Annotated in this window: 22 protein-coding genes and 2 pseudogenes; 21 read left to right on the top strand and 3 right to left on the bottom strand. The window is 74.5% G+C overall.

The features are described from left to right. The first annotated feature begins 121 nt into the window (after window positions 1–121). The 6 genes from QSK20_RS31020 to QSK20_RS30995 all read left to right on the top strand — a co-directional run bounded on the left by QSK20_RS31020 (window position 122) and on the right by QSK20_RS30995 (window position 7,769). Window positions 122–2,149: a primosomal protein N' gene (locus QSK20_RS31020; RefSeq protein ID WP_285792175.1), complete on the top strand. Its 2,028-nt coding sequence runs from the start codon at window positions 122–124 to the stop codon at window positions 2,147–2,149. 160 nt (window positions 2,150–2,309) lie between these two features. Next, entirely contained in the window at window positions 2,310–3,293 is a 984-nt protein-coding gene (locus tag QSK20_RS31015) for an AAA family ATPase (RefSeq protein WP_285792171.1), read from the top strand. A gap of 99 nt (window positions 3,294–3,392) precedes the next feature. Then, window positions 3,393–4,733, top strand: coding sequence for a cytochrome P450 (locus QSK20_RS31010; RefSeq protein WP_285792170.1), 1,341 nt, complete (start codon window positions 3,393–3,395; stop codon window positions 4,731–4,733). 47 nt (window positions 4,734–4,780) lie between these two features. Further along, a complete protein-coding gene (gene def / locus QSK20_RS31005; RefSeq protein ID WP_285792169.1) occupies window positions 4,781–5,341 on the top strand; it encodes a peptide deformylase in 561 nt (186 codons plus the stop codon). A gap of 2 nt (window positions 5,342–5,343) precedes the next feature. Next, entirely contained in the window at window positions 5,344–6,270 is a 927-nt protein-coding gene (fmt, locus tag QSK20_RS31000) for a methionyl-tRNA formyltransferase (protein WP_285792174.1), read from the top strand. Continuing rightward, on the top strand, window positions 6,267–7,769 hold the full coding sequence (locus QSK20_RS30995) for an RsmB/NOP family class I SAM-dependent RNA methyltransferase (RefSeq protein WP_285792168.1): 1,503 nt from the start codon (window positions 6,267–6,269) through the stop codon (window positions 7,767–7,769). The genes fmt and QSK20_RS30995 overlap by 4 nt, the downstream gene beginning before the upstream one ends. A gap of 42 nt (window positions 7,770–7,811) precedes the next feature. Here QSK20_RS30995 and QSK20_RS32325 read toward each other — a convergent pair. From QSK20_RS32325 to QSK20_RS30985, 3 genes and pseudogenes are all read right to left on the bottom strand, one after another. Then, window positions 7,812–8,129: pseudogene (locus QSK20_RS32325) on the bottom strand (septum formation family protein); the annotation flags it as partial. Window positions 8,130–8,257: 128 nt separating this feature from the next. Further along, a pseudogene (locus QSK20_RS32320) lies at window positions 8,258–8,503 on the bottom strand (septum formation family protein); the annotation flags it as partial. Window positions 8,504–8,860: 357 nt separating this feature from the next. Beyond that, complete coding sequence (locus tag QSK20_RS30985) at window positions 8,861–9,757, bottom strand: septum formation family protein (RefSeq protein WP_285792167.1); 897 nt, start codon at window positions 9,755–9,757, stop codon at window positions 8,861–8,863. A 307-nt stretch (window positions 9,758–10,064) separates the two neighbouring features. On the opposite strand from QSK20_RS30985, the gene rpe reads away from it, so the two are divergent. The 15 genes from rpe to QSK20_RS30910 all read left to right on the top strand — a co-directional run bounded on the left by rpe (window position 10,065) and on the right by QSK20_RS30910 (window position 21,524). Continuing rightward, window positions 10,065–10,745, top strand: a complete 681-nt coding sequence (gene rpe / locus QSK20_RS30980; protein WP_285792166.1) for a ribulose-phosphate 3-epimerase — start codon at window positions 10,065–10,067, stop codon at window positions 10,743–10,745. Further along, on the top strand, window positions 10,711–11,712 hold the full coding sequence (locus QSK20_RS30975; protein ID WP_285792165.1) for a response regulator: 1,002 nt from the start codon (window positions 10,711–10,713) through the stop codon (window positions 11,710–11,712). The genes rpe and QSK20_RS30975 overlap by 35 nt, the downstream gene beginning before the upstream one ends. A gap of 406 nt (window positions 11,713–12,118) precedes the next feature. Beyond that, complete coding sequence (ribD, locus tag QSK20_RS30970; protein ID WP_285792164.1) at window positions 12,119–13,180, top strand: bifunctional diaminohydroxyphosphoribosylaminopyrimidine deaminase/5-amino-6-(5-phosphoribosylamino)uracil reductase RibD; 1,062 nt, start codon at window positions 12,119–12,121, stop codon at window positions 13,178–13,180. Between the two features lies 1 nt (window position 13,181). Then, window positions 13,182–13,793 (top strand): riboflavin synthase, encoded by a 612-nt coding sequence (locus QSK20_RS30965; RefSeq protein ID WP_285792163.1) that lies wholly within the window; start codon window positions 13,182–13,184, stop codon window positions 13,791–13,793. After that, a complete protein-coding gene (gene pnuC / locus QSK20_RS30960; RefSeq protein ID WP_285792162.1) occupies window positions 13,793–14,494 on the top strand; it encodes a nicotinamide riboside transporter PnuC in 702 nt (233 codons plus the stop codon). The genes QSK20_RS30965 and pnuC overlap by 1 nt, the downstream gene beginning before the upstream one ends. After that, window positions 14,491–15,756, top strand: a complete 1,266-nt coding sequence (locus tag QSK20_RS30955) for a bifunctional 3,4-dihydroxy-2-butanone-4-phosphate synthase/GTP cyclohydrolase II (protein WP_285792161.1) — start codon at window positions 14,491–14,493, stop codon at window positions 15,754–15,756. Before pnuC ends, QSK20_RS30955 begins: the two co-directional genes overlap by 4 nt. Before the next feature lies 1 nt (window position 15,757). Continuing rightward, a complete protein-coding gene (gene ribH / locus QSK20_RS30950; protein WP_285792160.1) occupies window positions 15,758–16,258 on the top strand; it encodes a 6,7-dimethyl-8-ribityllumazine synthase in 501 nt (166 codons plus the stop codon). A 110-nt stretch (window positions 16,259–16,368) separates the two neighbouring features. Then, entirely contained in the window at window positions 16,369–16,632 is a 264-nt protein-coding gene (locus QSK20_RS30945) for a phosphoribosyl-ATP diphosphatase (protein ID WP_088984924.1), read from the top strand. Between the two features lie 47 nt (window positions 16,633–16,679). Then, window positions 16,680–17,525, top strand: a complete 846-nt coding sequence (gene hisG, locus QSK20_RS30940) for an ATP phosphoribosyltransferase (protein ID WP_285792159.1) — start codon at window positions 16,680–16,682, stop codon at window positions 17,523–17,525. Further along, window positions 17,522–18,517: a DMT family transporter gene (locus QSK20_RS30935; RefSeq protein WP_285792158.1), complete on the top strand. Its 996-nt coding sequence runs from the start codon at window positions 17,522–17,524 to the stop codon at window positions 18,515–18,517. The genes hisG and QSK20_RS30935 overlap by 4 nt, the downstream gene beginning before the upstream one ends. Before the next feature lie 59 nt (window positions 18,518–18,576). Further along, entirely contained in the window at window positions 18,577–19,038 is a 462-nt protein-coding gene (locus QSK20_RS30930; RefSeq protein ID WP_285792157.1) for a PH domain-containing protein, read from the top strand. Window positions 19,039–19,367: 329 nt separating this feature from the next. Next, window positions 19,368–19,973: a translation initiation factor IF-3 gene (infC, locus tag QSK20_RS30925; RefSeq protein WP_285792156.1), complete on the top strand. Its 606-nt coding sequence runs from the start codon at window positions 19,368–19,370 to the stop codon at window positions 19,971–19,973. A 14-nt stretch (window positions 19,974–19,987) separates the two neighbouring features. Then, window positions 19,988–20,182 carry a 50S ribosomal protein L35 gene (gene rpmI / locus QSK20_RS30920; protein ID WP_026267805.1) on the top strand — a complete coding sequence of 65 codons (195 nt, stop codon included), beginning with the start codon at window positions 19,988–19,990 and terminating at the stop codon, window positions 20,180–20,182. Between the two features lie 36 nt (window positions 20,183–20,218). Further along, the gene (gene rplT, locus QSK20_RS30915; protein WP_285792155.1) at window positions 20,219–20,611 is read left to right on the top strand and encodes a 50S ribosomal protein L20; all 393 of its coding nucleotides are present in this window, start codon (window positions 20,219–20,221) and stop codon (window positions 20,609–20,611) included. Between the two features lie 31 nt (window positions 20,612–20,642). Further along, window positions 20,643–21,524 carry a TrmH family RNA methyltransferase gene (locus QSK20_RS30910; RefSeq protein WP_285792154.1) on the top strand — a complete coding sequence of 294 codons (882 nt, stop codon included), beginning with the start codon at window positions 20,643–20,645 and terminating at the stop codon, window positions 21,522–21,524. Window positions 21,525–21,526 lie beyond the last annotated feature (2 nt).

Genomic DNA, 21,526 nt, shown 5'->3' with positions numbered 1-21,526 from the left:
TGGACCTGCTCCGGCCGATCTACCGGCAGACCGCCGCGTACGGCCACTTCGGCCGGGACCTACCCGAGTTGACCTGGGAGAACACCGACCGCGCCGCCGACCTCAAGTCAGCCGCAGGAGCCTGACCCCCACCAGGCACACCGACCGGCGACCCGCTGACGGGTCGCCGGTCGCGCGTGTCTGCGTGGACGTGCCCCTGGCACACCTGGACCGGCCCTTCGACTACCTGGTCCCCGCCGAACTGGCCGCGACGGCGGTGCCCGGGACCCGGGTGAAGGTCCGCTTCGCCGGTCAACTCGTCGACGGCTGGCTGCTGGAACGGACCGAGCGGTCCGGGCACGCCGGCCGGCTGGCGTACCTGGAGAAGCTCGTCTCGCCGGAACCGGTGCTGGCGCCCGAGATCGCCCGGCTGGCCCGGGCGGTCGCCGACCGGTACGCCGGCAGCCTCGCCGACGTGCTCCGCCTCGCGGTGCCGCCCCGGCACGCCCGGGTCGAGAAGGAGACCCCCGAGGAGCCCACGCCCGCCGACGTGTCGGCCGACGAGCCCCGGCCCGCGCGCATCCCGCCCGGGACGACCGGCGTGCCGGATCCGCCCGCCGATACGGACGGCTGGGGCGCGTACCCGGCCGGGCCGGGTCTCCTGCGGGCGCTCGCCGACGGTCGGGCCCCCCGCGCGGTCTGGTCCGCGCTGCCGGGGGAGGACTGGCCCGCCCGCGTCGCCGAGGCGGCGGCGGCCACCGTACGCGGTGGACGGGGCGTGGTCGCGGTGGTCGCCGACGCCCGAGACCTGGACCGGCTCGACGCGGCGCTGACCGGGGTGCTCGGCCCGGACCGGCACGTCCGGCTCTCCGCCGCCCTCGGTCCGGCCCGCCGTTACCGGGCCTTCCTCGCCGCCCGCCGGGGTCGGGTGCCGGTGGTCATCGGCACCCGCGCGGCGATGTTCGCCCCGGTGGAGCGACTCGGTCTGGTGGCGATCTGGGACGACGGCGACGACCTGCACGCCGAGCCCCGGTCACCGTACCCGCACGCCCGTGAGGTGCTGCTCACCCGCGCCCAGCTCGGCGGGGCCGCCGCCCTGGTCGGCGGGCACGCCCGGACCGCCGAGGCGCAACTGCTGGTGGAGACCGGCTGGGCGCGGGAGGTGGTCCCGGAGCGGGCCACGGTACGGGCGCGTACCCCGGCCGTCGCGCCGACCGGCGACGACCCGCAACTGGCCCGCGACCCGGGCGCCGCCACCGCCCGGCTGCCCAGCCTGGCCTGGACCACCGCCCGGGACGCGTTGCGCGCCGACGCGCCGGTGCTGGTCCAGGTGCCCCGCCGTGGCTACCTGCCCTCGGTCTCCTGCGCCGACTGCCGGGCCCCGGCCCGGTGCCCGCACTGCGCGGGGCCGCTCGCGCTGCCCTCGGCCCGGGGGACGCCGGTCTGCCGCTGGTGCGGCCGGGTCAGCGCCGCGTACGCCTGCCCGGAGTGCGGCGGCCGACGACTGCGGGCCGCGGTGGTCGGTGCCCGGCGGACCGCCGAGGAACTGGGGCGGGCCTTTCCCGGGGTGCCGGTGCGCACCTCCGGGCGGGAGGAGGTGCTCACCCGGGTACCCGGCGGCGCGGGCCTCGTGGTGGCCACCCCCGGCGCCGAGCCGGTCGCCGACGGTGGCTTCGGCGCGGTGCTGCTGCTGGACTCCTGGGCCCTGCTCACCCGGGCCGACCTGCGGGCCGGCGAGGAGGCGCTGCGGCGGTGGCTGACCGCGGCGGCGCTGGCCCGGCCGGCGACCGCCGGCGGTCGGGTGGTGGTGGTCGCCGACGGCGGGCTCGCCCCGGTGCAGGCGCTGCTGCGCTGGGACCCGGCCTGGTTCGCCGCCCGGGAGCTGGCCGAGCGACGGGAGCTGGGGTTCCCGCCGGCGGTGCGGATGGCGAGCGTCACCGGTACGGCCCCGGCCGTGGCCGAGCTGCTCGCCGAGGCGCGCCTACCCGAGCAGGCCGAGGTGCTCGGTCCGGTCCCGGCCGACGACGACCGGGAACGGATGCTGATCCGGGTGCCCCGGTCGCGGGCCGCCGCGCTCGCGGAGGCGCTGCACGTCGCGGCCGGGGTCCGCGCCGCCCGCAAGGCCGCCGACCCGGTCCGGGTACAGGTGGACCCGCTGGAGCTGTTCTGACCTCCTCCGGTGTGGGGTGTTCGCCGGGAAAGTCCTGGCGGGGCCGTGGTAGCATCGCCCCTCATTGCCTGCGCCGGTGCGGCGCGACGGTGGCCGGAGCGCGGCGGGGCGACGCCGCATCGATGATGTCAACCAGCCGGTGATCAGAGGTGGATCAGTCGTGACCGTCCGTCAATCGATCGTCTTCAACGGTGATCTCGGCAGCGGCAAGAGCACCGTCTCCGTCGAGATCGCCGAGCGGCTCGGCATGCGGCGGGTCAGCGTCGGCGACCTCTACCGGCAGATGGCCCAGGAGCGGCAGATGACCGCGCTCCAGCTCAACCTGCACGCCGAGCTGGACCAGGCCGTCGACGGCTACGTCGACCAGCTCCAGCGGGACATCGCCGCGTCCGGTGAGCCACTGGTGATGGACTCCCGGCTGGCCTGGCACTTCTTCACCGACGCGCTCAAGGTGCACATGATCACCGAGCCGGGGGAGGCGGCCCGACGCGTGCTGCTGCGCCCGTCCGGCCCGGCGGAGAGCTACACCTCCCTGGAGGAGGCGAAGGCCAAGCTCAAGGAGCGCAGCGACAGCGAACGGAACCGGTTCATCGTCCGGTACGGCGTGGACAAGGCCAAGCTGCGCAACTACGACCTGGTCTGCGACACCACCCGGGCCGCCCCGGCCGAGGTGATCACGCACATCGTCGACGCGTACGAGGGACGCCTCGCCGCCGACGTGCTCCGGGACGCCCCGCCGCTGCTGCTGCTCGACCCGGCCCGGGTCTACCCCACCGAGGACGTGCAGAACCTGCGCGGGCTCTGGGAGGGCGACTTCGTCGGCGCGGTCGGCACCGCCGGCGACCGGGCGCTGGAGCCGCTGAGCATCGGGTACTCCGGGGAGTACTTCTTCGTCGTGGACGGCCACCGGCGGCTCAGCGCCGCGCTCCAGAACGGCTTCACGCTGGTGCCCGGCCGGCTGGTCGCCGAGGCCGACGAGCCCGTCGTCGGTGGTCTCACCGCGGCCGAGTACTTCACCCGGCAGTGCCGGGCCGGCACGGTGCACGACTGGGAGGCCGCCCACACGATCGAGCTTCCGCTGCCGGAGCACGCCCTGCGGGCCCCTGACGCGGTGCTGGCCGGCGACCCGGTCGCGGGAGCCTGACCTCCGACTTTCGGCCGACACTCACGGCGCGTCATGTTGCCGGCACCCTCGGTGATCGGGGCATGATGGGGTCCCGGACGCCGTCGATGGAGGTTCGCCGTGGACGTTGCCGAGGCGATGACGCTCCTGCTGTCACCGCAGGGACGCCTCGACCCCTATCCGGCGTACGAGCGGCTCCGTGCCCACGGCCCGGTCGTCGAGGCGTGGCCGGGACTGCACGTGGCCACCGGGTACGCCGTGATCGACGAGGTGGTCCGTGATCCCCGGTACGTGGTGAGTTACGAGCCACTGCCGCAGACCACGGTGGCCGGCTGGGCGGAGAGCCCGGCGGTCGCCTCGATCGCCCGGTCGATGTTGCGGGCCAATCCGCCCGACCACGGCCGGATGCGGCAGATCGTCGCCGGGGCGTTCACCCCGCGCCGGGTCGCCGCCCTGCGGGAGGTGGTCACCGCCCAGGCGACGGCGTTGGTCGCGGCGATGGCGGAGCGGGGCCGCGACGGCACGACCGTCGACGTGCTGGACACGTTCGCCTACCCGCTGCCGATCGGGGTGATCTGTGCCCTGCTCGGCGTGCCCGAGGCGGACCGGGACGCGTTCCGGAAGTGGACCGCCGACCTCACCGTCGTCCTGGAACCGGAGATCTCCGAGTTCGAGCTGGCCGTGGCCGACCGGGGCGCGCGGGCGCTGCGCGACTACTTCCGGGACCTGGTGCAGGCCCGTCGCCGCATCCCGGCCGACGACCTGACCACCGCCCTGGTCCAGGCGCACGACGCCGACGCCGGCCGGCTGGACACCGAGGAACTCCTGGCCAACCTGGTGGTCCTCCTGGTCGCCGGGTTCGAGACCACCACCAACCTGCTCGGTAACGGGCTGGTGGTGCTGCTGCGGCACCCGGCGCACGCCGCCGCGCTGCGCGACGACCCCGACCTCGCCGGGGCGTACGTGGAGGAACTGCTCCGGATCGACTCCCCGGTGCAGGTGACCAGCCGGATCAGCAGCGTCCCGGTCGCGCCGGGCGGGGTGCCGGTGCCGGCCGGCGGTGAGGTCCTGCTGCTGCTCGGCGCGGGCAACCGGGATCCGGAGCGGTTCGCCGACCCGACCCGCTTCGATCCGACCCGGCCCCAGAACCAGCCGCTCTCCTTCGGCGGGGGTCCGCACTACTGCCTCGGCGCGGCGCTGGCCCGACTGGAGGCGCGGATCGCGTTCCCACTGCTGCTGCGGGGGCTGCCCGACCTGGCGTTGGCCGGCGAGCCCCGGCACCGGGCCCGGCTGACCCTGCGCGGTCACGCCACGCTGCCGGTGACCACCGGCCCCCACCAGGCCACCGGCGCCGAACCCCGACGCACGGTGGTGACCACCGGCGCCGAACGCCGGTGGATCACGCGGGTGTCGGCGGGGGAACGTGGTACGCCGACCGGGGCCGGCCCGGGGACTCCGTAGACTGGTACGGCACGAGTTCCGTCCCGTCGACGAAGGAGCCACCCCGCGTGACCGTCCAGCCCATCCGTCTGTTCGGGGATCCGGTGCTGCGCACGCCGGCCGATCCGGTGGTCGACTTCGACGTCGAGCTGCGCAAGCTCGTCGCCGACCTGACCGACACGATGCGGGAGCAGAACGGCGCCGGTCTGGCCGCCCCGCAGCTCGGCGTGGGCCTGCGCGTGTTCACCTTCGAGGTCGACGACGTGCTGGGGCACCTGGTCAACCCGGTGCTCGAGTTCCCCGACGAGGAGGAACAGGACGGCCCGGAGGGCTGCCTGTCCATCCCCGGCCTCTACTTCGACACGAAGCGCCGGCAGAACGTGATCGCCAAGGGCTTCAACGCGTACGGCGACCCGATGCAGATCGTCGGCACCGGCCTGATGTCGCGGTGCGTGCAGCACGAGACCGACCATCTCGACGGGGTCCTCTTCATCGACCGGCTGGACGCCCCCGGCCGCAAGGAGGCGATGAAGGCGATCCGTCAGGCCGAGTGGTACGACGCCGCCGCGCCGCCGGTGGTCAAGGTCAACCCGCACGGCGTCGCCAGCCCCTTCGGTCTGGGGCGGTGACCGTGCGTCTGGTCTTCGCCGGCACACCGGCCGTCGCCGTCCCCGCTCTGGAGGCGGTCGCCGCCTCCGGGCACGAACTGGTCGCCGTGGTCACCCGCCCGGACGCCCCGGCCGGACGCGGACGCGGCCTGTCCCGCTCCCCGGTCGGCGCGTGGGCGGACGCGCACGGCGTCGAGGTGCTCACCCCGGCCCGCCCGCGTGAGCCGGAGTTCCTCGACCGGCTGCGTGCGCTCGCCCCGGACTGCGTCCCGGTGGTCGCGTACGGCGCGCTGGTCCCCCCGGTCGCGCTGGAGATCCCCACCCACGGCTGGATCAACCTGCACTTCTCGCTGCTGCCCGCCTGGCGGGGGGCCGCCCCCGTACAGCACGCCGTCCTGCACGGCGACGAGCTGACCGGGGCGAGCGTCTTCCAACTGGAGGAGGGGCTCGACACCGGTCCGGTCTACGGCACCCTCACCGACCGGATCGCGCCGCAGGACACCTCCGGTGACCTGCTGGAGCGGCTCGCCGTCTCCGGCGCGGGTCTGCTGGTGGCGGTGCTGGACGCGATCGCCGACGGCACCGCCCGGGCCGCCGCGCAACCGGCCGACGGGGTGTCCCTGGCGCCGAAGCTGACCGTCGAGGACGCCCAGGTCCGCTGGACCGAGCCGGCGTTCGCCGTGGACCGGCGGATCCGTGCCTGCACCCCGGCCCCCGGCGCGTGGACGACCTTCCGGGGCGACCGGGTCAAGCTCGGTCCGGTGCGGCTGGCGGCCGACGCTCCGGAGCTGAAGCCCGGCGAGCTGCTCGTGGAGCGTCGGCGGGTGCTGGCCGGCACGGCCACCACCGCGGTGGCGCTCGGCGAGGTCCGCGCCGCCGGCAAGAAGCCGATGCCGGCCACCGACTGGGCGCGGGGCGTCCGGGTCGACACCGGCGAGCAGTTCGCGTGACCGGGCCGGGGGAGCGGCAGCACCCACGTCCGGTCCGGTCCGGTCCGGGCACCGAGCCGGCGCGCGGCGACCGCCGACGTGACCCACGGGACGGTCGGGCCGGTGCCCGGCCGGGCGGCGACCGGCGCACGGGCCGCACCGACGTGGTGGACCGGCCACGCCGGGCCGCGTACGACGCGCTCGCGGCGGTGCACCGCGACGACGCGTACGCCAACCTGGTGTTGCCGGCGATCCTGCGGGACGCGGGACTGCACGGCCGGGACGCGGCCTTCGCCACCGAGCTGACCTACGGCACCCTGCGCGCGGTGGGCACCCTGGACGCCATCCTCACCGACGCCGCCGGCCGGGACGTGGAGCGCATCGACCCGCCGGTGCGCGACGCGCTGCGGCTCGGCGCGTACCAGCTCCTGCACACCCGGGTGCCGGCCCACGCGGCGGTCTCCGCCACGGTGGACCTGGTGAAGACGGTCGGCTACGGCGCGAGCGGGTTCGCCAACGCGGTGCTCCGCGAGGTCGCCGGCCGGGACGCCGACGCCTGGATCGACCGGATCGCCCCGTCGATGGCGGACGACCCGGTCGGGCACCTGGCCCTGGCCCACAGCCACCCGCAGTGGATCGTCCGGGCGTTCCGCGAGGCGCTCGGCGGTGACCTGGGCGAGACGACCCGACTGCTGATCGAGGACAACCAGCCCCCGCCGGTGCACCTGTGCGCCCGGCCGGGGCTGGCCGACCCGGCGGAGCTGGCCGACGAGGTCCGTGGTGCGCCGGGGGCCTTCTCGCCGTACGCGGTGTACCTCTCCGGTGGCGCGCCGGGTGACCTGCCGGCGCTGGCGCAGGGCCGGGCACATGTACAGGACGAGGGCTCGCAGCTCGTGGCGGCGGCGCTGGCCGCCGCGCCGCTGGACGGGCCGGACGGCCGCTGGCTGGATCTCTGCGCCGGCCCCGGCGGCAAGACCGGCCTGCTCGGCGCGCTCGCGGCGCAGCGTGAGGCCCGGGTCACCGCGGTCGAGGTGGCCGAACACCGGGCCCGCCTGGTCGAGCGGGCCACCCGGGGGCTGCCGGTGAACGTGCTGCACACCGACGGGCGGACGGTCGGCTCCGACCCGAAGCTGCCGGAGGAGCACTTCGATCGGGTGCTGGTGGACGCGCCGTGCACCGGCCTCGGCTCGCTGCGTCGCCGGCCGGAGTCGCGCTGGCGTCGCCAGCCGTCGGACCTGCCGCCACTGACCCGGCTCCAGCGGGAACTGCTCACCGCCGGCCTGCGTGCGACCCGCCCCGGCGGGCTGGTCGCCTACGTCACCTGCTCGCCGCACGTGGTGGAGACGCACGTGACGGTCACCGAGGCGGCCCGCCGCTGCGGGGCGCCGGTGGACTTCGTCGACGCCCGCCCGCTGCTGCCGGCGGGGATGCCGGGTCTCGGGGCCGGGCCGACGGTGCAGCTCTGGCCGCACCGGCACGGCACGGACGCGATGTTCCTCGCGGTGCTGCGGCGAGGGTGACCGGAGGGTGGGTGCCGCGTACCACCGGGCGCGGCGCCCACGTCACCGGACGGGCAGCGCCCGGGTGCCGCCGCCCCTGACCGAACGGGTCAGGTCGTGCCTGTCGGACCAGAGGAAGCACTGCACGCCACGGTTGCCGTCCTTCCAGTCCTCCACTGAGGGGTAGTAGTAGAGCCATCCGGTCCGGTTTTCCATGTCGCCGTCGTCGGGCACCTTGACGTATGCGGCGATCAGTGCGAGGCACCGCTCACCGAGCCGTTTCCGCTCGGTGACCATCGCGGTGTGGCTGGTGCTGGTGTCCTGGTACGTGCCGACGAACTCCGCGTTGTGCCTCGTGGTGCAGCCGACCGGATCCATGGTGGTGACCCGACCGCGGGTGAGGGCGCCGACGAAGCAGCGGTGGCGAGGGGCGCTGGACCGGTCAGGCTCCCCTTCAGGCTGGCGGTGCGGGGCTTCGCGGCCGTGTTGTTCAGCCCGTAGATCTCACTGACGTCGCAGCGGAACCAGCGGGCACCGCCGCGCCAGCCGTATCCGGAGGGGAGCACCACGGACAACCGGATCCGTCCGGAGTGCCAGTCCGCGCCGAGCGCCCGGTTCGCCGCCTTCTCGCACTCGGTGTAGGCGACCTGCCGGGCCGGGGAACCGGCCGGTGGGGGTGTGGACCGGTCGGTGTGCTCGGCGGGCAGCGTGCCGACGTGCACCGTCTCCGCGCTGTGCCACTGGTCGCAGGGCACCGGCCCGTACGAGCTGAGGTAGCCGACCGACACCCGTGCCGGATGGCAGACGCCGGACGCGGGTACGAAGGGTGCCGGCGCGGCGACGGCCGGCCAGTCGTCGGTGAGGTCACCGTCACTACCAGCCGGACCACCGCAACCCGTCAGGGCCAGCCCCGCCACCAGCCCCAGGGCAGCCGCCCGCAGCCACCGTCGCACCGATCCGTCCTCCCGGTCGTCGCCCTGCCCGTCCGGGCGCTGTCGGCGCAGGAGACTACGGCACCATGATCGACGTCGGCATCGGCCAATGCGGTGGACGACTCGGGACCGGTGACCGGGCGGCACGGCGACGCCGCGCCGGGGCGATGCCCCGCCGGGTCAGGCGTAGCGGATGGGCAGCGCCTTGGTGCCGCCGCCCTTGACCGAGCGCTTCAGACTGCGGTCACTGAGCCACAGGAAGCACTGGACTCCACGGTTGCCGTCCTTCCACTCCTCCGCCGAGGGGTGGTAGTAGATCGTCCCGGTCCGGTACTTGAGGTTGCCGTCGTCGGGCACCTTCGCGTACGAGGCGACCATGGCCTGGCACCGCCGGTGGACGCGGGTACTGCCCTTGACCAGTTCGTCGTGGTCACCGACGGTGTCCTTGTAGATGCCCACGAACTCGGCGTCGTGCCGGGTCGTGCAGGACACCTCGGCCATGTCGTCGACCTTGTCGTTGGCCAGCTTGACGTTGAAGCAGCGGTGGGCGAGGGGAGCGGTACCGGCCAGGGCGTCCTTCAGGGTGCCCGTCCGGCGCTTGACCTCCGGGCTGTCGAGGCGGTTGACCTCGGCGAGGTCGCAGCGGAACCACCGCGCGCCGCCCTTCCAGCCGTACTCGGACGGGAGGATCGTGTACAGGGTCACCCGCCCGGAGCGCCAGTCCGCGCCGAGCGCCCGGTTCGCCGCCTTCTCGCACTCGGCGTACGCGGCCAGCCGGGCCGGCGAGCCGGCCGCCGGGACCGTGGCGCCGTTGGTGTGCTCGGCGGGCAACGCGCCCACGTGCACCGTCTCCGTCTCGTGCGACTGGTCGCAGGGCACCGGGCCGTACGAGCTGAGGTAGCCGACCTCCGTCTCGTCCGGGTGGCAGGTGTCGGCGGCCGGTTGGAAGATCTTCGGCGTGGCGAGACCGGCCCAGTCGTCGACCAGGTCGCCGTCGGTGCCCTCGGGAACGCCGCAGCCGGCCAGTGCCAGCGCGGCCACCCCACCCAGAGCGCACGCCCTCAACCACCGTCGCATGACCCGACCTCCCCGTGCCGTGGTGTCGACACCGCCCCGTGCGCGGGGCGGGCCACGGCGCAGGAGCATACGGCACCGACACCCGCCGCGCGGGCACCGACCGTCCTGGTGGGACCGTTGGCGGTCCGCCCCGGGTGTCTGGTGGCGAGCGGTACCACCCGGTGCGGCACGGTGGTCGATGGAGCCCCCACCACCGTCGCGTCGTCCGGTCCGCCGTGGCGGCCCTCGGATTCGCTTCGCTGTCCGGGGCGGGCCACGGCGCGGGAGCCTACGGCACGACTGTCGGGGGCGTTCGTACACTGGGCCGGTGACCGTACCGCCCCCGATCGTCGCGCCCAGCATCCTCGCCGCCGATTTCGCCCGCCTCGCCGACGAGGTGCGCGCCGTGGAAGACGCCGCGGACTGGCTGCACGTGGACGTGATGGACAACCACTTCGTGCCCAACCTGACCATCGGGCTGCCCGTGGTGCAGAGCCTGCGGGCGGTGACCACGCTGCCGTTCGACGTGCACCTCATGATCGAGGATCCGCGCCGGTGGGCTCCCGGGTACGCCGACGCCGGGGCGTACAACGTCACGTTCCACGCCGAGGCCTGCGACAACCCGGTGGCGCTCGCGCGGGACCTGCGCTCGGCCGGGGCCAAGGCGGGCCTGGCGATCGACCGGGACACCCCGATCGAGCCGTACCTGGAGATCCTGCCCAGCTTCGACACCCTGCTGATCATGACGATCAAGGCCGGGTTCGGCGGGCAGCGGTTCATCCCGAACCTGCTGGACAAGGTCCGCGCCGCCCGCCGGCACGTCGCCGCCGGCCACCTGGAACTGCGCATCGAGGTGGACGGGGGGATCGCCGCGGACACCATCGCGCAGGCCGCCGAGGCCGGCGCGGACGCCTTCGTCGCCGGCACGGCCGTCTACGGCGCCGACGACCCGGCCGAGGCGGTACGTCACCTGCGTGCCCTGGCGGAACGCGCGGCGGCCGGGGTCTGAGAAGGTGGAGCCCGCCGGTGAGGGTCCCGACGTCATCCTCGTCGTCGACGACGACGAGGACATCGCCCGGTTCGTCGAGTTCAACCTCCGGCTGCACGGCTTCGAGGTGATCCACGCGGCCGACGGGCAGGAGGCGCTCGAGGTGATCGAGCGGCAGCGGCCGGACCTGGCCGTGGTCGACCTGATGATGCCCCGGATCGACGGCCTGGAACTGACCCGTCGGCTGCGCGCGAACCCGCTGACGTCCGCCCTGCCGGTGATCATGCTGACCGCCAAGGGGATGACCGTCGACAAGGTGCACGGGCTCAGCGCCGGGGCGGACGACTACCTGGTCAAGCCCTTCGACACCGCCGAGCTGGTGGCCCGGGTCAGCTCCACCCTGCGCCGCAACAAGGAGTTCCGCGAGGTCTCCCCGCTGACCGGGCTGCCGGGCAACAGCCGGATCCGCCGGGAGATCAGCGACCGGGTCCGCAGCGGCACCGACTACGCCGTCGGCTACATCGACATCGACCGGTTCAAGAGCGTCAACGACCGGTACGGCTTCGTCCGGGGCGACGACTTCATCTCCGCGCTGGCCCGCAGCCTGCACCGGGCGGTGGTGTCGATCGGGCTCCCGCCGGCCTTCCTCGGGCACGTCGGCGGCGACGACTTCGTCATCGTCTGCACCCCCGAGCAGGTGCGCCCGCTCACCTCCCGCGCGGTGGTCGACTTCGAGAACGCCGCCGACAAGCTCTATGACCCCTCGGACGCCGAACGCGGCTACGTCGAGCTGAAGGACCGGCGCGGCAACATCCGCCGGGCCGCCCTGGTCACGCTCTCCATCGGGGTCTCCCTCTCCGACAGCCGGAAGCGCTTCACCGACCCCCTGGAGGCCATCGCGGTGGCCTCCGAGATGAAGACGGTGGCCAAGAGCCAACCCGGCTCGTACGTGGCCGTGGACCGGCGGCGGGGAATTCCCGGAGCGTAGGGGTGCGCCACCCCGCGAAGCTGTGAGGTAGCTCGCCGGGGTGGCGGACCCCCCGGGTCGGCGTGTAAGACTTCCCTCGTACCCACCACGCGCTGGCGGGACTCGGTGTAATTCCGAACCGGCGGTGATCCACGGCCCGAGCCGTGGTCAGCCCGCGACCCGGTCGGCCTCGGCCGCCCGGTGGACCTGGTGAGAATCCGGGGCCGACGGTTGGGGGCGGGAAGGTCCGCGCCCAGACAGTCCGGATGGGAGACAGCGCGCGGGACGGACCGGCCCGGGGGTCGACGTTCGCTGTCGGCTGCCCTCCGGGCCTGCCGGGTCGGCTCCGCCGTTCCCGGCTCCGCCGCCGCATGCCCGCCTTCCGCCCCGCCCGCGCACGGACCGCGCGAGAGAGCAGGGGCAGGCGATGGCCGGCGTCTCCACCGACGAGGCGATGCGACGCGCGATCGCGCTGGCTGCCCGGGGCCTGGGCACCACCAGTCCCAACCCGGTGGTCGGATGCGTGCTGCTCGACCCGGACGGTGAGATCGTCGGGGAGGGCTTCCACGCCTACGCCGGAGGGCCGCACGCCGAGATCGTCGCGCTGGCGCAGGCCGGCAACCGGGCGAAGGGCGGCACCGCCGTGGTCACCCTGGAACCCTGCGACCACACCGGTCGCACCGGCCCCTGCACCCACGCCCTGATCCAGGCCGGCATCGGGCGGGTGGTGGTCGCCGTGCCGGACCCCAACCCGGTCGCCTCCGGTGGCGCGGGCACGCTGCGCGCCGCCGGTGTCGAGGTCGAGCTGGGGGTACGCGCCGACGAGGCCGAGGCCGGCAACATCGCGTGGCTCACCTCGATGCGCCGGGGCCGGCCGTACGTGATCTGGAAGTACGCCGCCACGCTCGACGGCCGGTCGGCGGCCGAGGACGGCACCAGCATGTGGATCACCTCCGAGGCGGCCCGGATGGACGTGCACGCGCTGCGCGGCACGGTGGACGCGATCGTCGTCGGGGTCGGCACCGTGCTCGCCGACGACCCCCGGCTGACCGTGCGCAACCTGCGCGACGGCACGCTCGCGATCCGGCAGCCGCTGCGCGTCGTGGTGGACAGCGCCGGTCGTACCCCGGGTGGCGCCCGGGTCCGCGACGCCGCCGCCGACACCTGGATCGCCACCGCCGCCGAGGTCGGCACGGCCCCGGACGGCCGGGTCGACCTGCCGGCGCTGCTCGCCGCGCTGCACCGGCGCGGGATCCGGGCGGTGCTGCTGGAAGGCGGGCCGCGCCTCGCCGGTGGCTTCCTCGCCGCCGGTCTGGTCGACCGGGTCGTCGGCTACCTCGCGCCCCGGCTGCTCGGAGCCGGGCCGACCGCCCTGCTCGACGCCGGCGTCCACACCATCGGCGAGGCCGTCGACCTGGAGATCGTCGACGTCACGCAGGTCGGACCCGACCTGCGTATCACCGCGCTGCCCCGGAAGAGGGAGAGCTGACATGTTCACCGGCATCGTCGAGGAACTGGGCGAGGTCGTCCGGGTGACCCCGACCGGGGACGACTCGGCGCTGGTCGCCGTACGCGGCCCGCTGGTCGTCTCGGACGCCCGGCACGGCGACTCGATCGCGGTCAACGGTGTGTGCCTGACCGTGGTCGAGGTCGACGGGGAGGCCTTCACCGCCGACGTGATGGGGGAGACCCTGCGTCGTTCCGCGCTGGGCGCGCTGCGCCCCGGGGACCGGGTCAACCTGGAACGGGCCGCCGCCGTGGGCGGCCGGCTCGGCGGGCACGTCGTGCAGGGGCACGTCGACGGGGTCGGCGAGCTGCTCGACCGGGAACCGGCCGAGAAGTGGGAGACGGTCCGCTTCCGCCTCCCCGCCAACCTGTCCCGCTACGTGGTGGAGAAGGGCTCGATCACCGTCGACGGGGTGTCGCTGACCGTCGCCGCGGTCGGCGACGACTGGTTCTCCGTCGGGCTGATCCCGACCACCCTCGCGCTGACCACCCTCGGCGTGCGGCGCCCCGGCGACCCGGTCAACCTGGAGGTCGACGTGCTCGCCAAGTACGTCGAGCGGTTGCTCGGCGACCGGATCCCCGGCGGAGCCCGCTGATGGACCCGCTGGCGTGGCTGCTCACCGCCCAGATCGACGTCGCCGGTTCCCCGGTGCTGGTCCGCGAGATCGTCGGCAACGGCTTCGGGCTGGCGTCGGCCCTGCTCGGGCTGCGCCGGCTGGTCTGGGCCTGGCCGGTCGGCATGGTCGGCAACGCGCTGCTGCTGACCGTCTTCCTCGGCGGGGTCTTCGCCACCCCGCAGGCCCACGACCTGTACGGGCAGGCCGGGCGACAGGTGTTCTTCTTCGCGGTCAGCTGCTACGGCTGGTGGCGCTGGTCGCGGAACCGCCGGCTCGGCACCGCGCCGGACCGGGCGGCGGTCGCCCCCCGCTGGGCCACCGGCCGGGAACGGCTGGGCATGCTCGCGGTCGCCGTGCTCGGCACCGCCGGGGCGTACCCGGTGCTGGCCGCGCTCGGCTCCTGGGGGCCGCTGCCGGACGCCTGGATCCTGGTCGGGAGCCTGCTCGCCACGTACGGCATGGCCCGGGGCTGGGTGGAGTTCTGGCTGGTCTGGATCGCGGTGGACGCGGTCGGCGTGCCCCTGCTGCTGCGCGGCGGCTTCTACCCCTCCGCCGCGATGTACCTGTTCTACGGACTCTTCTGCGCCTGGGGCTTCGCCAGCTGGTGGCGTACCTCGGCGAGGACCGCGCGGGCGGCCCGCACCCCTGTTCCGCACAGCTACCTGGAGGCGGCGGCATGACCACGTTCGGAACCATCGAGCAGGCGGTGGCGGACATCGCCGCCGGCCGGCCGGTCGTCGTGGTGGACGACGCCGACCGGGAGAACGAGGGTGACCTGATCTTCGCGGCCGAGAAGGCCACCCCGGAACTGGTCGCGTTCATGGTGCGGCACACGTCCGGCTACATCTGCGTGCCGCTGACCGAGAGCGAGTGCGACCGGCTGGACCTGCCGCCGATGCACCACACCAACCAGGACCGGCGGGGCACCGCCTACACGGTGACCGTGGACGCCCGGGAGGGGGTCAGCACCGGCATCTCCGCGGCCGACCGCGCGCACACCATCCGCCTGCTCGCCGACGCCGCGACCAGCCCGGCCGACCTGGCCCGCCCCGGGCACGTGGTGCCGCTGCGGGCCCGGGAGGGCGGGGTGCTGCGCCGGTCCGGGCACACCGAGGCCGCCGTCGACCTGACCCGGCTGGCCGGGCTGCGTCCGGCCGGGGTGCTCTGCGAGCTGGTCAACGACGACGGCACCATGATGCGCGTGCCGGACCTGGAGCGGTTCTGCGCGGAGCACTCCCTCACGCTGGTCACGATCGCCGACCTGATCGCCTACCGGCGGCGGACGGAGAAGCAGGTCGAGCGCGTCGCCGAGGCCCGGATGCCCACCGCGCACGGGGTGTTCCGGGCGCTGGGCTACCGCAGCGAGCACGACGCCGCCGAGCACGTCGCCCTGGTCATGGGCGACATCGGCGACGGCCGGGACGTGCTGGTGCGGGTGCACTCGGAGTGCCTGACCGGGGACGTCTTCGGCTCGCTGCGCTGCGACTGCGGACCGCAGCTCGACGCCGCCCTGGCCCGGGTCGCCGCGGAGGGGCGGGGCGTGGTGCTCTACGTCCGGGGGCACGAGGGGCGCGGCATCGGCCTGCTGCACAAGCTCCAGGCGTACCAGCTCCAGGACTCGGGGCGGGACACCGTCGACGCGAACCTCGACCTGGGGCTGCCGGCCGACGCCCGCGACTACGGCACCGGCGCGCAGGTCCTCTACGACCTCGGGGTGCGCTCGATGCGGCTGCTCACCAACAACCCGGCCAAGCGGGCCGGACTGGAGGGCTACGGCCTGACCATCTCCGGTCGGGAGGGACTCCCCATCCGCCCGCACCCGGAGAACGTGCGCTACCTGCGCACCAAGCGGGACCGGATGGGGCACCTCCTCGACGAGCTGGACGAGGTCACCGAGACGCCGCTGCGCCGGGTGGCCGCGGCCGACGAGATCGGAGCGTGAGATGGCGGGATTCGGCGAACCCGGGGCGAGCGCGGTGGACGCGGCCGGCCTGACCGTGGGCGTGGTGGCGGCCCGCTGGCACGGCGACCTCACCGACCACATGTGCGACCGGGCGGTGGCGGCGGCGCAGGCGTGCGGGGCCCGCGCGGTGGTCGCCCGGGTGGCCGGTTCGGTCGAGCTGCCGGTGGTGGCGCAGGCGCTGGCCCGCCGCTGTGACGTGGTGGTCGCCCTCGGCGTCGTGGTGCGCGGGGCCACCGCCCACTTCGACTACGTCTGCCGGTCGGTCACCGACGGGCTGACCCGGGTCGCCCTGGACGAGGGGAAGCCGGTCGCCCACGGTGTGCTCACCGTCGACACCATCGAGCAGGCCCGCGACCGGGCCGGCCTGCCCGGCTCGGCGGAGGACAAGGGCTGGGCGTCCACCGTCGCGGCCCTCGACGCGGCCCTGGCCATCCGGGGACTGGACGCCGCCAACGGTCACCGGCTCGGCTTCGGCGGCTGACGCCCGACCGGGGCGGGCCGGCGGTGACTCCGGTTCCGGGCGACGCGGACGCGGGACGCCCGGGACCCGGGCCACCCGGCCGCCCGACCCGGCTGGAAGAATCGCCTCCCGTGAAGACGTTCGAGGAGTTGTTCGCCGAGCTGCAGGCCAAGGCCGCCGCCGGCACCCCGGGGTCGGGCACGGTCGCCGCGCTCGAACGGGGTGTCCACTTCATCGGCAAGAAGGTCGTCGAGGAGGCGGCCGAGTCGTGGATGGCCGCCGAGCACGAGGGGCCGGAGCGGACCGCCGAGGAGATCTCCCAGCTGCTCTACCAGGTCCAGGTCCTGATGATCGCCAGCGGCCTCGACCTGAAGGACGTCTACCGACATCTGTGAGTGCCCGTCCGACCGGTTGCGACGATCGAGAAAAGGAGCACTCCGTCATGCTGCGTGTCGCCGTTCCCAACAAGGGCACCCTGGCCGAGCCGGCCGCCCAGATGCTGCGCGAGGCGGGCTACCGCCAGCGTACCGACGCCAAGGACCTGGTCTGCCGGGACGAGGGCAACGACGTCGAATTCTTCTACCTGCGTCCGAAGGACATCGCCACCTACGTCGGGTCCGGCGACCTCGACCTGGGCATCACCGGCCGCGATCTGCTGATCGACTCCGGCGCGCCGGCCGAGGAGGTGGTCGACCTGAACTTCGGTCGGGCCACCTTCCGGTTCGCCGCCCGTGGCGAGGACGTCGACTCGGTGCAGAAGCTGGGCGGGCACCGCATCGCCACCGCCTACCCGGGCCTGGTCGAGCGGTACCTCGCCGACCTGGGCGTGCGGGCCGACGTGATCCGCCTCGACGGGGCGGTGGAGAACGCCGTCCGCCTGGGGGTGGCGGACGTGGTCGCCGACGTCGTCTCCACCGGGGCCACCCTGCGCCAGGCCGGCCTGGTGGTCTTCGGCGAGCCGCTGCTGCGGTCCTCGGCGGTGCTGGTGCGCCGGACCGAGGCCCCCGGCTGCGCCCAGGCCGACCAGTTGCTGCACCGGCTGCACGGGGTGCTGGTCGCCCGCCGGTACGTCATGCTCGCCTACGACGTGCCGGCGAACCTGCTGGAGCGGGCCAGCGCGCTCACCCCGGGCATCGAGTCGCCGACCATCTCCCCGCTGCACCGGGAGGGCTGGGTCGCCGTGCAGGCCATGGTGGCCCGGGACGAGGTGCACCGGATCATGGACGAGCTCTACGAGGTGGGCGCGCGGGCCATCCTGGTCACCAACATCCACGCCTGCCGGCTGTGAGACCGCTGCCGTCGACGGCCGCCCTCGCCCTGGTGGCGCTGGGCGGGTTGGCCTCGGCGGCCCAGGGCGTGATCAACGCGGAGTTCGGGACGCGGGCCGGTGACCCGGTGCTCGGCGCGGTCGTCAACAACCTGGTCGGCGGCGGGCTCGTGCTGGTCGCCCTGCTGGCCCTGCCGTCGATGCGGGCCGGGCTGCGTGCCCTGCGGACCGCCCGGCTGCCCTGGTGGTCGTACCTGGGCGGGCTGGGTGGCGCGGTGATCGTGCTGGTCGCCGCGTACGTCGTACCGGTGCTCGGGGTGGCCGCCTTCACCATCGCCCAGGTCGCCGGCGGCAGCCTCGGCGGGCTCGCCGCCGACCGGGCCGGTCTCGCCCCGGTGGGACGGCTGCCGCTGACCGGCCCCCGGATCACCGGCGCGCTGCTCGGCCTGGCGGCGGTCACGCTGGCCCAGCTCGGCCGCCCGGTGGGGGAGTTGGCGGTCGGCCCGCTCCTGCTGGCCGTGGCCGGCGGCCTGGCCGTCGCCCTCCAGTCGGCGTTGAACGGGCGGGTCTCCGCGGCCGTCGGCACCGGCGCCGGCACCGCGGTCAACTTCGTGGTGAGCACGGCGGCGATCTTCGCCGCCGCGGCGGTCGCGGGCACCCTCGCGCGTCCGCCGGCGAGCTGGCCCGGCGACTGGTACCTCTGGACCGGCGGCCTGCTCGGGGTGACCATCGTGGTCACCCTGCTGGTCGGGGTCCGGTCGGTCGGGGTGCTGCGCACCGGTCTGGTGCTGGTCGGCGGGCAGCTCGGTGGCTCCCTGCTGCTCGACGCGCTGCTGCCCGGCGGGGCGGGGCTGCGACCGGCGGTGCTGGCCGGCGCGCTGCTCACCCTGGTCGCCGCCGTGGTGGCCGGCCGTGGTGGCCGGCGGCGCGGGACGCGGGCGGTGGCACCGGTGCCCCGGAGCGGCGGGGCGACCACCGCGGACCGTCCCCCGGTGCCGGACCGGCGGTCCTGACTCCGGACGCCGCGCATGGCGACGCGGAGGGATCCGGGGCCGGATGGCAGACTGGTGGGGTGAGCGATTCCGACCTGGTACGCCTGCGTCCCCGCCGGATCCGGGTGGTCTGCTGGTCCTCCGCCGTCGCGTTGGTGGTGGTCTTCAGCCTGGTGGCCACCTCGCTGCACGGGCCGACCGGCAACGGTTACGGCTCCTTCCAGCGCGGGGACCAACTGGCCATGATCGGCCTGGGCGTGCTCGGCGCGCTTGCTGCCCTGCTCTTCACCCGCCCACGGGTCGAGGCCGACGCGCGCGGCGTCCGGGTGCGCAACATCATCGGCTCGTACGAGCTGCCCTGGGACGTCGTCCGCAACGTGCGGTTCGACCGGGGGGCGCCCTGGGCGAGCCTGGAGCTGTACGACGACGACCTGATGCCGATGGTGGCCCTCCAGGCGGCCGACAAGGAGCTGGCGGTGGACGGGGTCCGCGCGTTGCGCCGGCTGCACCGGGCCCACCAGGCCACCCTGACCCAGAGCTGAACCCCGACCGGGCGGGTCGATTTGGGCGGTGCCCGGCCGGGGTGTAATGTGGCTCTGTCGACCAGGCTGCCCGTGTGCAACCGTGAGCAGCCCTGAAGTGGAGCGCCTGCTCCCACCCGAGTCGCCCGTGACGGCGGCCGGGTCCGGTCACCGGTTCCGGGCACGTCCCGGCGCCGGATGCGCGATCATGTGATCGTGCCGACCGGTCGAGCGGGCCCTGGCATGCGCCGGGGCCTTCTGCTTTCCGGGTCGGTTCCCACCCGGGGAACCGCGGGGTCGGCCACGCAGGAGAACGGACTCGAGGAGGCCCCATCAGCGTCGAACCACGCGTGAACGAGCAGATCCGGGCACGTGAGGTCCGACTGGTCGGCCCTGAGGGTGAGCAGGTGGGCATCGTCCCGCTGGAGCGCGCCCTTCAGCTGGCCGCGGACGTCGACCTGGACCTGGTCGAGGTTGCGCCCATGGCGCGCCCGCCGGTGTGCAAGCTCATGGACTTCGGCAAGTTCAAGTACGAGAGCGCACTCAAGGCGCGCGAAGCGCGGCGTAACCAGCAGCAGACCGTCATCAAGGAGATGAAGCTCCGGCCCAAGATCGACCCGCACGACTACGAGACCAAGAAGGGTCACGTGGTGCGGTTCCTCAAGGCCGGCGACAAGGTCAAGGTGACGATCATGTTCCGTGGTCGCGAGCAGAGCCGTCCGGAGCTGGGTTACCGGCTCCTGCGCCGGCTCGAGTCGGAGATCTCGGAACTGGGGTACGTCGAGGCCGCTCCGAAGCAGGACGGTCGAAACATGATCATGGTTCTCGCTCCGCACCGTGCCACCAAGGCCGCCGCCACGGCAGCCCGGTCCGGCGCACCGCGGGAGCGGGAGGCAGGTGCCGCCGAGGCACCACCGGCCGAGGCGGCCGGGCCCGCCGGCACGACCGGCGAGTAACAGGGGAGAGACGCATGCCGAAGATGAAGAGCCACACGGGTATGGGTAAGCGGGTCAAGGTGACCGGCAAGGGCAAGATCGTTGCCCAGCAGGCCGGGCTGCGCCACAACCTGGAGAAGAAGCCCTCCACCCAGACCCGTCGGCTGACCGGCACGGTCGAGCTGGCCAAGGCTGACGTCAAGCGAATCAAGAAGCTGCTCGGCCGCTGACGCGCGCCACGCGACCACTGAGTAAGGAGTAGTTGAATGGCACGCGTCAAGCGGGCTGTGAACGCCCAGAAGAAGCGTCGTACCCTGCTGGAGACCGCGAGTGGCTACCGCGGCCAGCGCTCCCGCCTGTACCGCAAGGCCAAGGAGCAGGTGCTGCACTCGATGCAGTACGCCTACCGGGACCGTCGCGACCGCAAGGGCGACTTCCGGCAGCTCTGGATCCAGCGGATCAACGCCGGCGCCCGGGCCAACGGGATGACCTACAACCGGCTGATCCAGGGCCTCCGGCTCGCCGGCGTCGAGGTCGACCGCAAGATCCTGGCCGACCTGGCCGTCAACGACGCGACGGCGTTCGCCGCCATCGTCGAGGTCGCCCGCGCCGCCGTGACGGCCGAGGGCACCGGTGGCGCGGCGGCCCAGGCCGCCTGATCCACCGCATCCGGTCATCGAGGCGTCTCCCATGCCGTCACCAGCGCACGGGAGGCGCCTCGACGCCGTCCCGGGTCCGTTCACCCCGCGTACCCCCAGGGTCGTCGCCGCCCGCCGGCTGCACCGCCGACGCGACCGGGACGCCACCGGCCGCTTCCTCGCCGAGGGACCGCAGGCCGTCCGGGAGGCCCTGACCCGTCCCGGTCTGGTGGTCGAACTCTTCGGCCTCCCGGCCGCCCTCGACCGGCACTGCGACCTCGCGGCCCGCGCCGCCGCCGCCGACGTGCCGGTCTCCGAGGTCACCGACGAGGCGCTCGCCGCGCTCGCCGAGACCGTAGCCCCGCAGGGGCTGGTCGCGGTCTGCCGGCACCTCGACGTCCCCCTGGACCGGGCGCTCGCCGCCGCCCCCCGCCTCGTCGCGGTGCTCGCCGGCATCCGTGATCCGGGCAACGCCGGCACCGTGCTGCGCACCGCCGACGCCGCCGGCGCCCAGGTGGTGGTCTTCGCCGGGGACACCGTCGACCCGTACAACGGCAAGTGCGTGCGGGCCTCCGCCGGCAGTCTCTTCCACGTCGACGTGGTCCGCGCCGCCGACCCCGGCGAGGTGGTCGCCGCGTCCCGCGCCGCCGGGCTCACCGTCCTGGCCACCACCGGGTACGGCGACAGCGACCTCGACGACCTCGCCGACACCGACCGGCTGGCCGCCCCCACCGCCTGGCTCTTCGGCGCCGAGGCGCACGGCCTCTCCGCCGAGCTGACCGACGCCGCCGACGCCCGGGTGCGGGTGCCGCTGCACGGGCGGGCGGAGAGCCTGAACCTGGCTGCGGCCGCCGCCGTCTGCCTGTACGCTTCAGCCAGAGCACAGCGGTCCCCCGCGCGGGGACCCTCCCCGAAGGAGAGCGTCCGCCCGTGAAC

Origin of the sequence: Micromonospora sp. NBRC 101691 (assembly GCF_030269285.1) — a bacterium.
Taxonomy (GTDB): Bacteria; Actinomycetota; Actinomycetes; order Mycobacteriales; family Micromonosporaceae; genus Micromonospora; species Micromonospora echinospora.
This window is presented reverse-complemented; position numbering and strand designations above follow the sequence as displayed.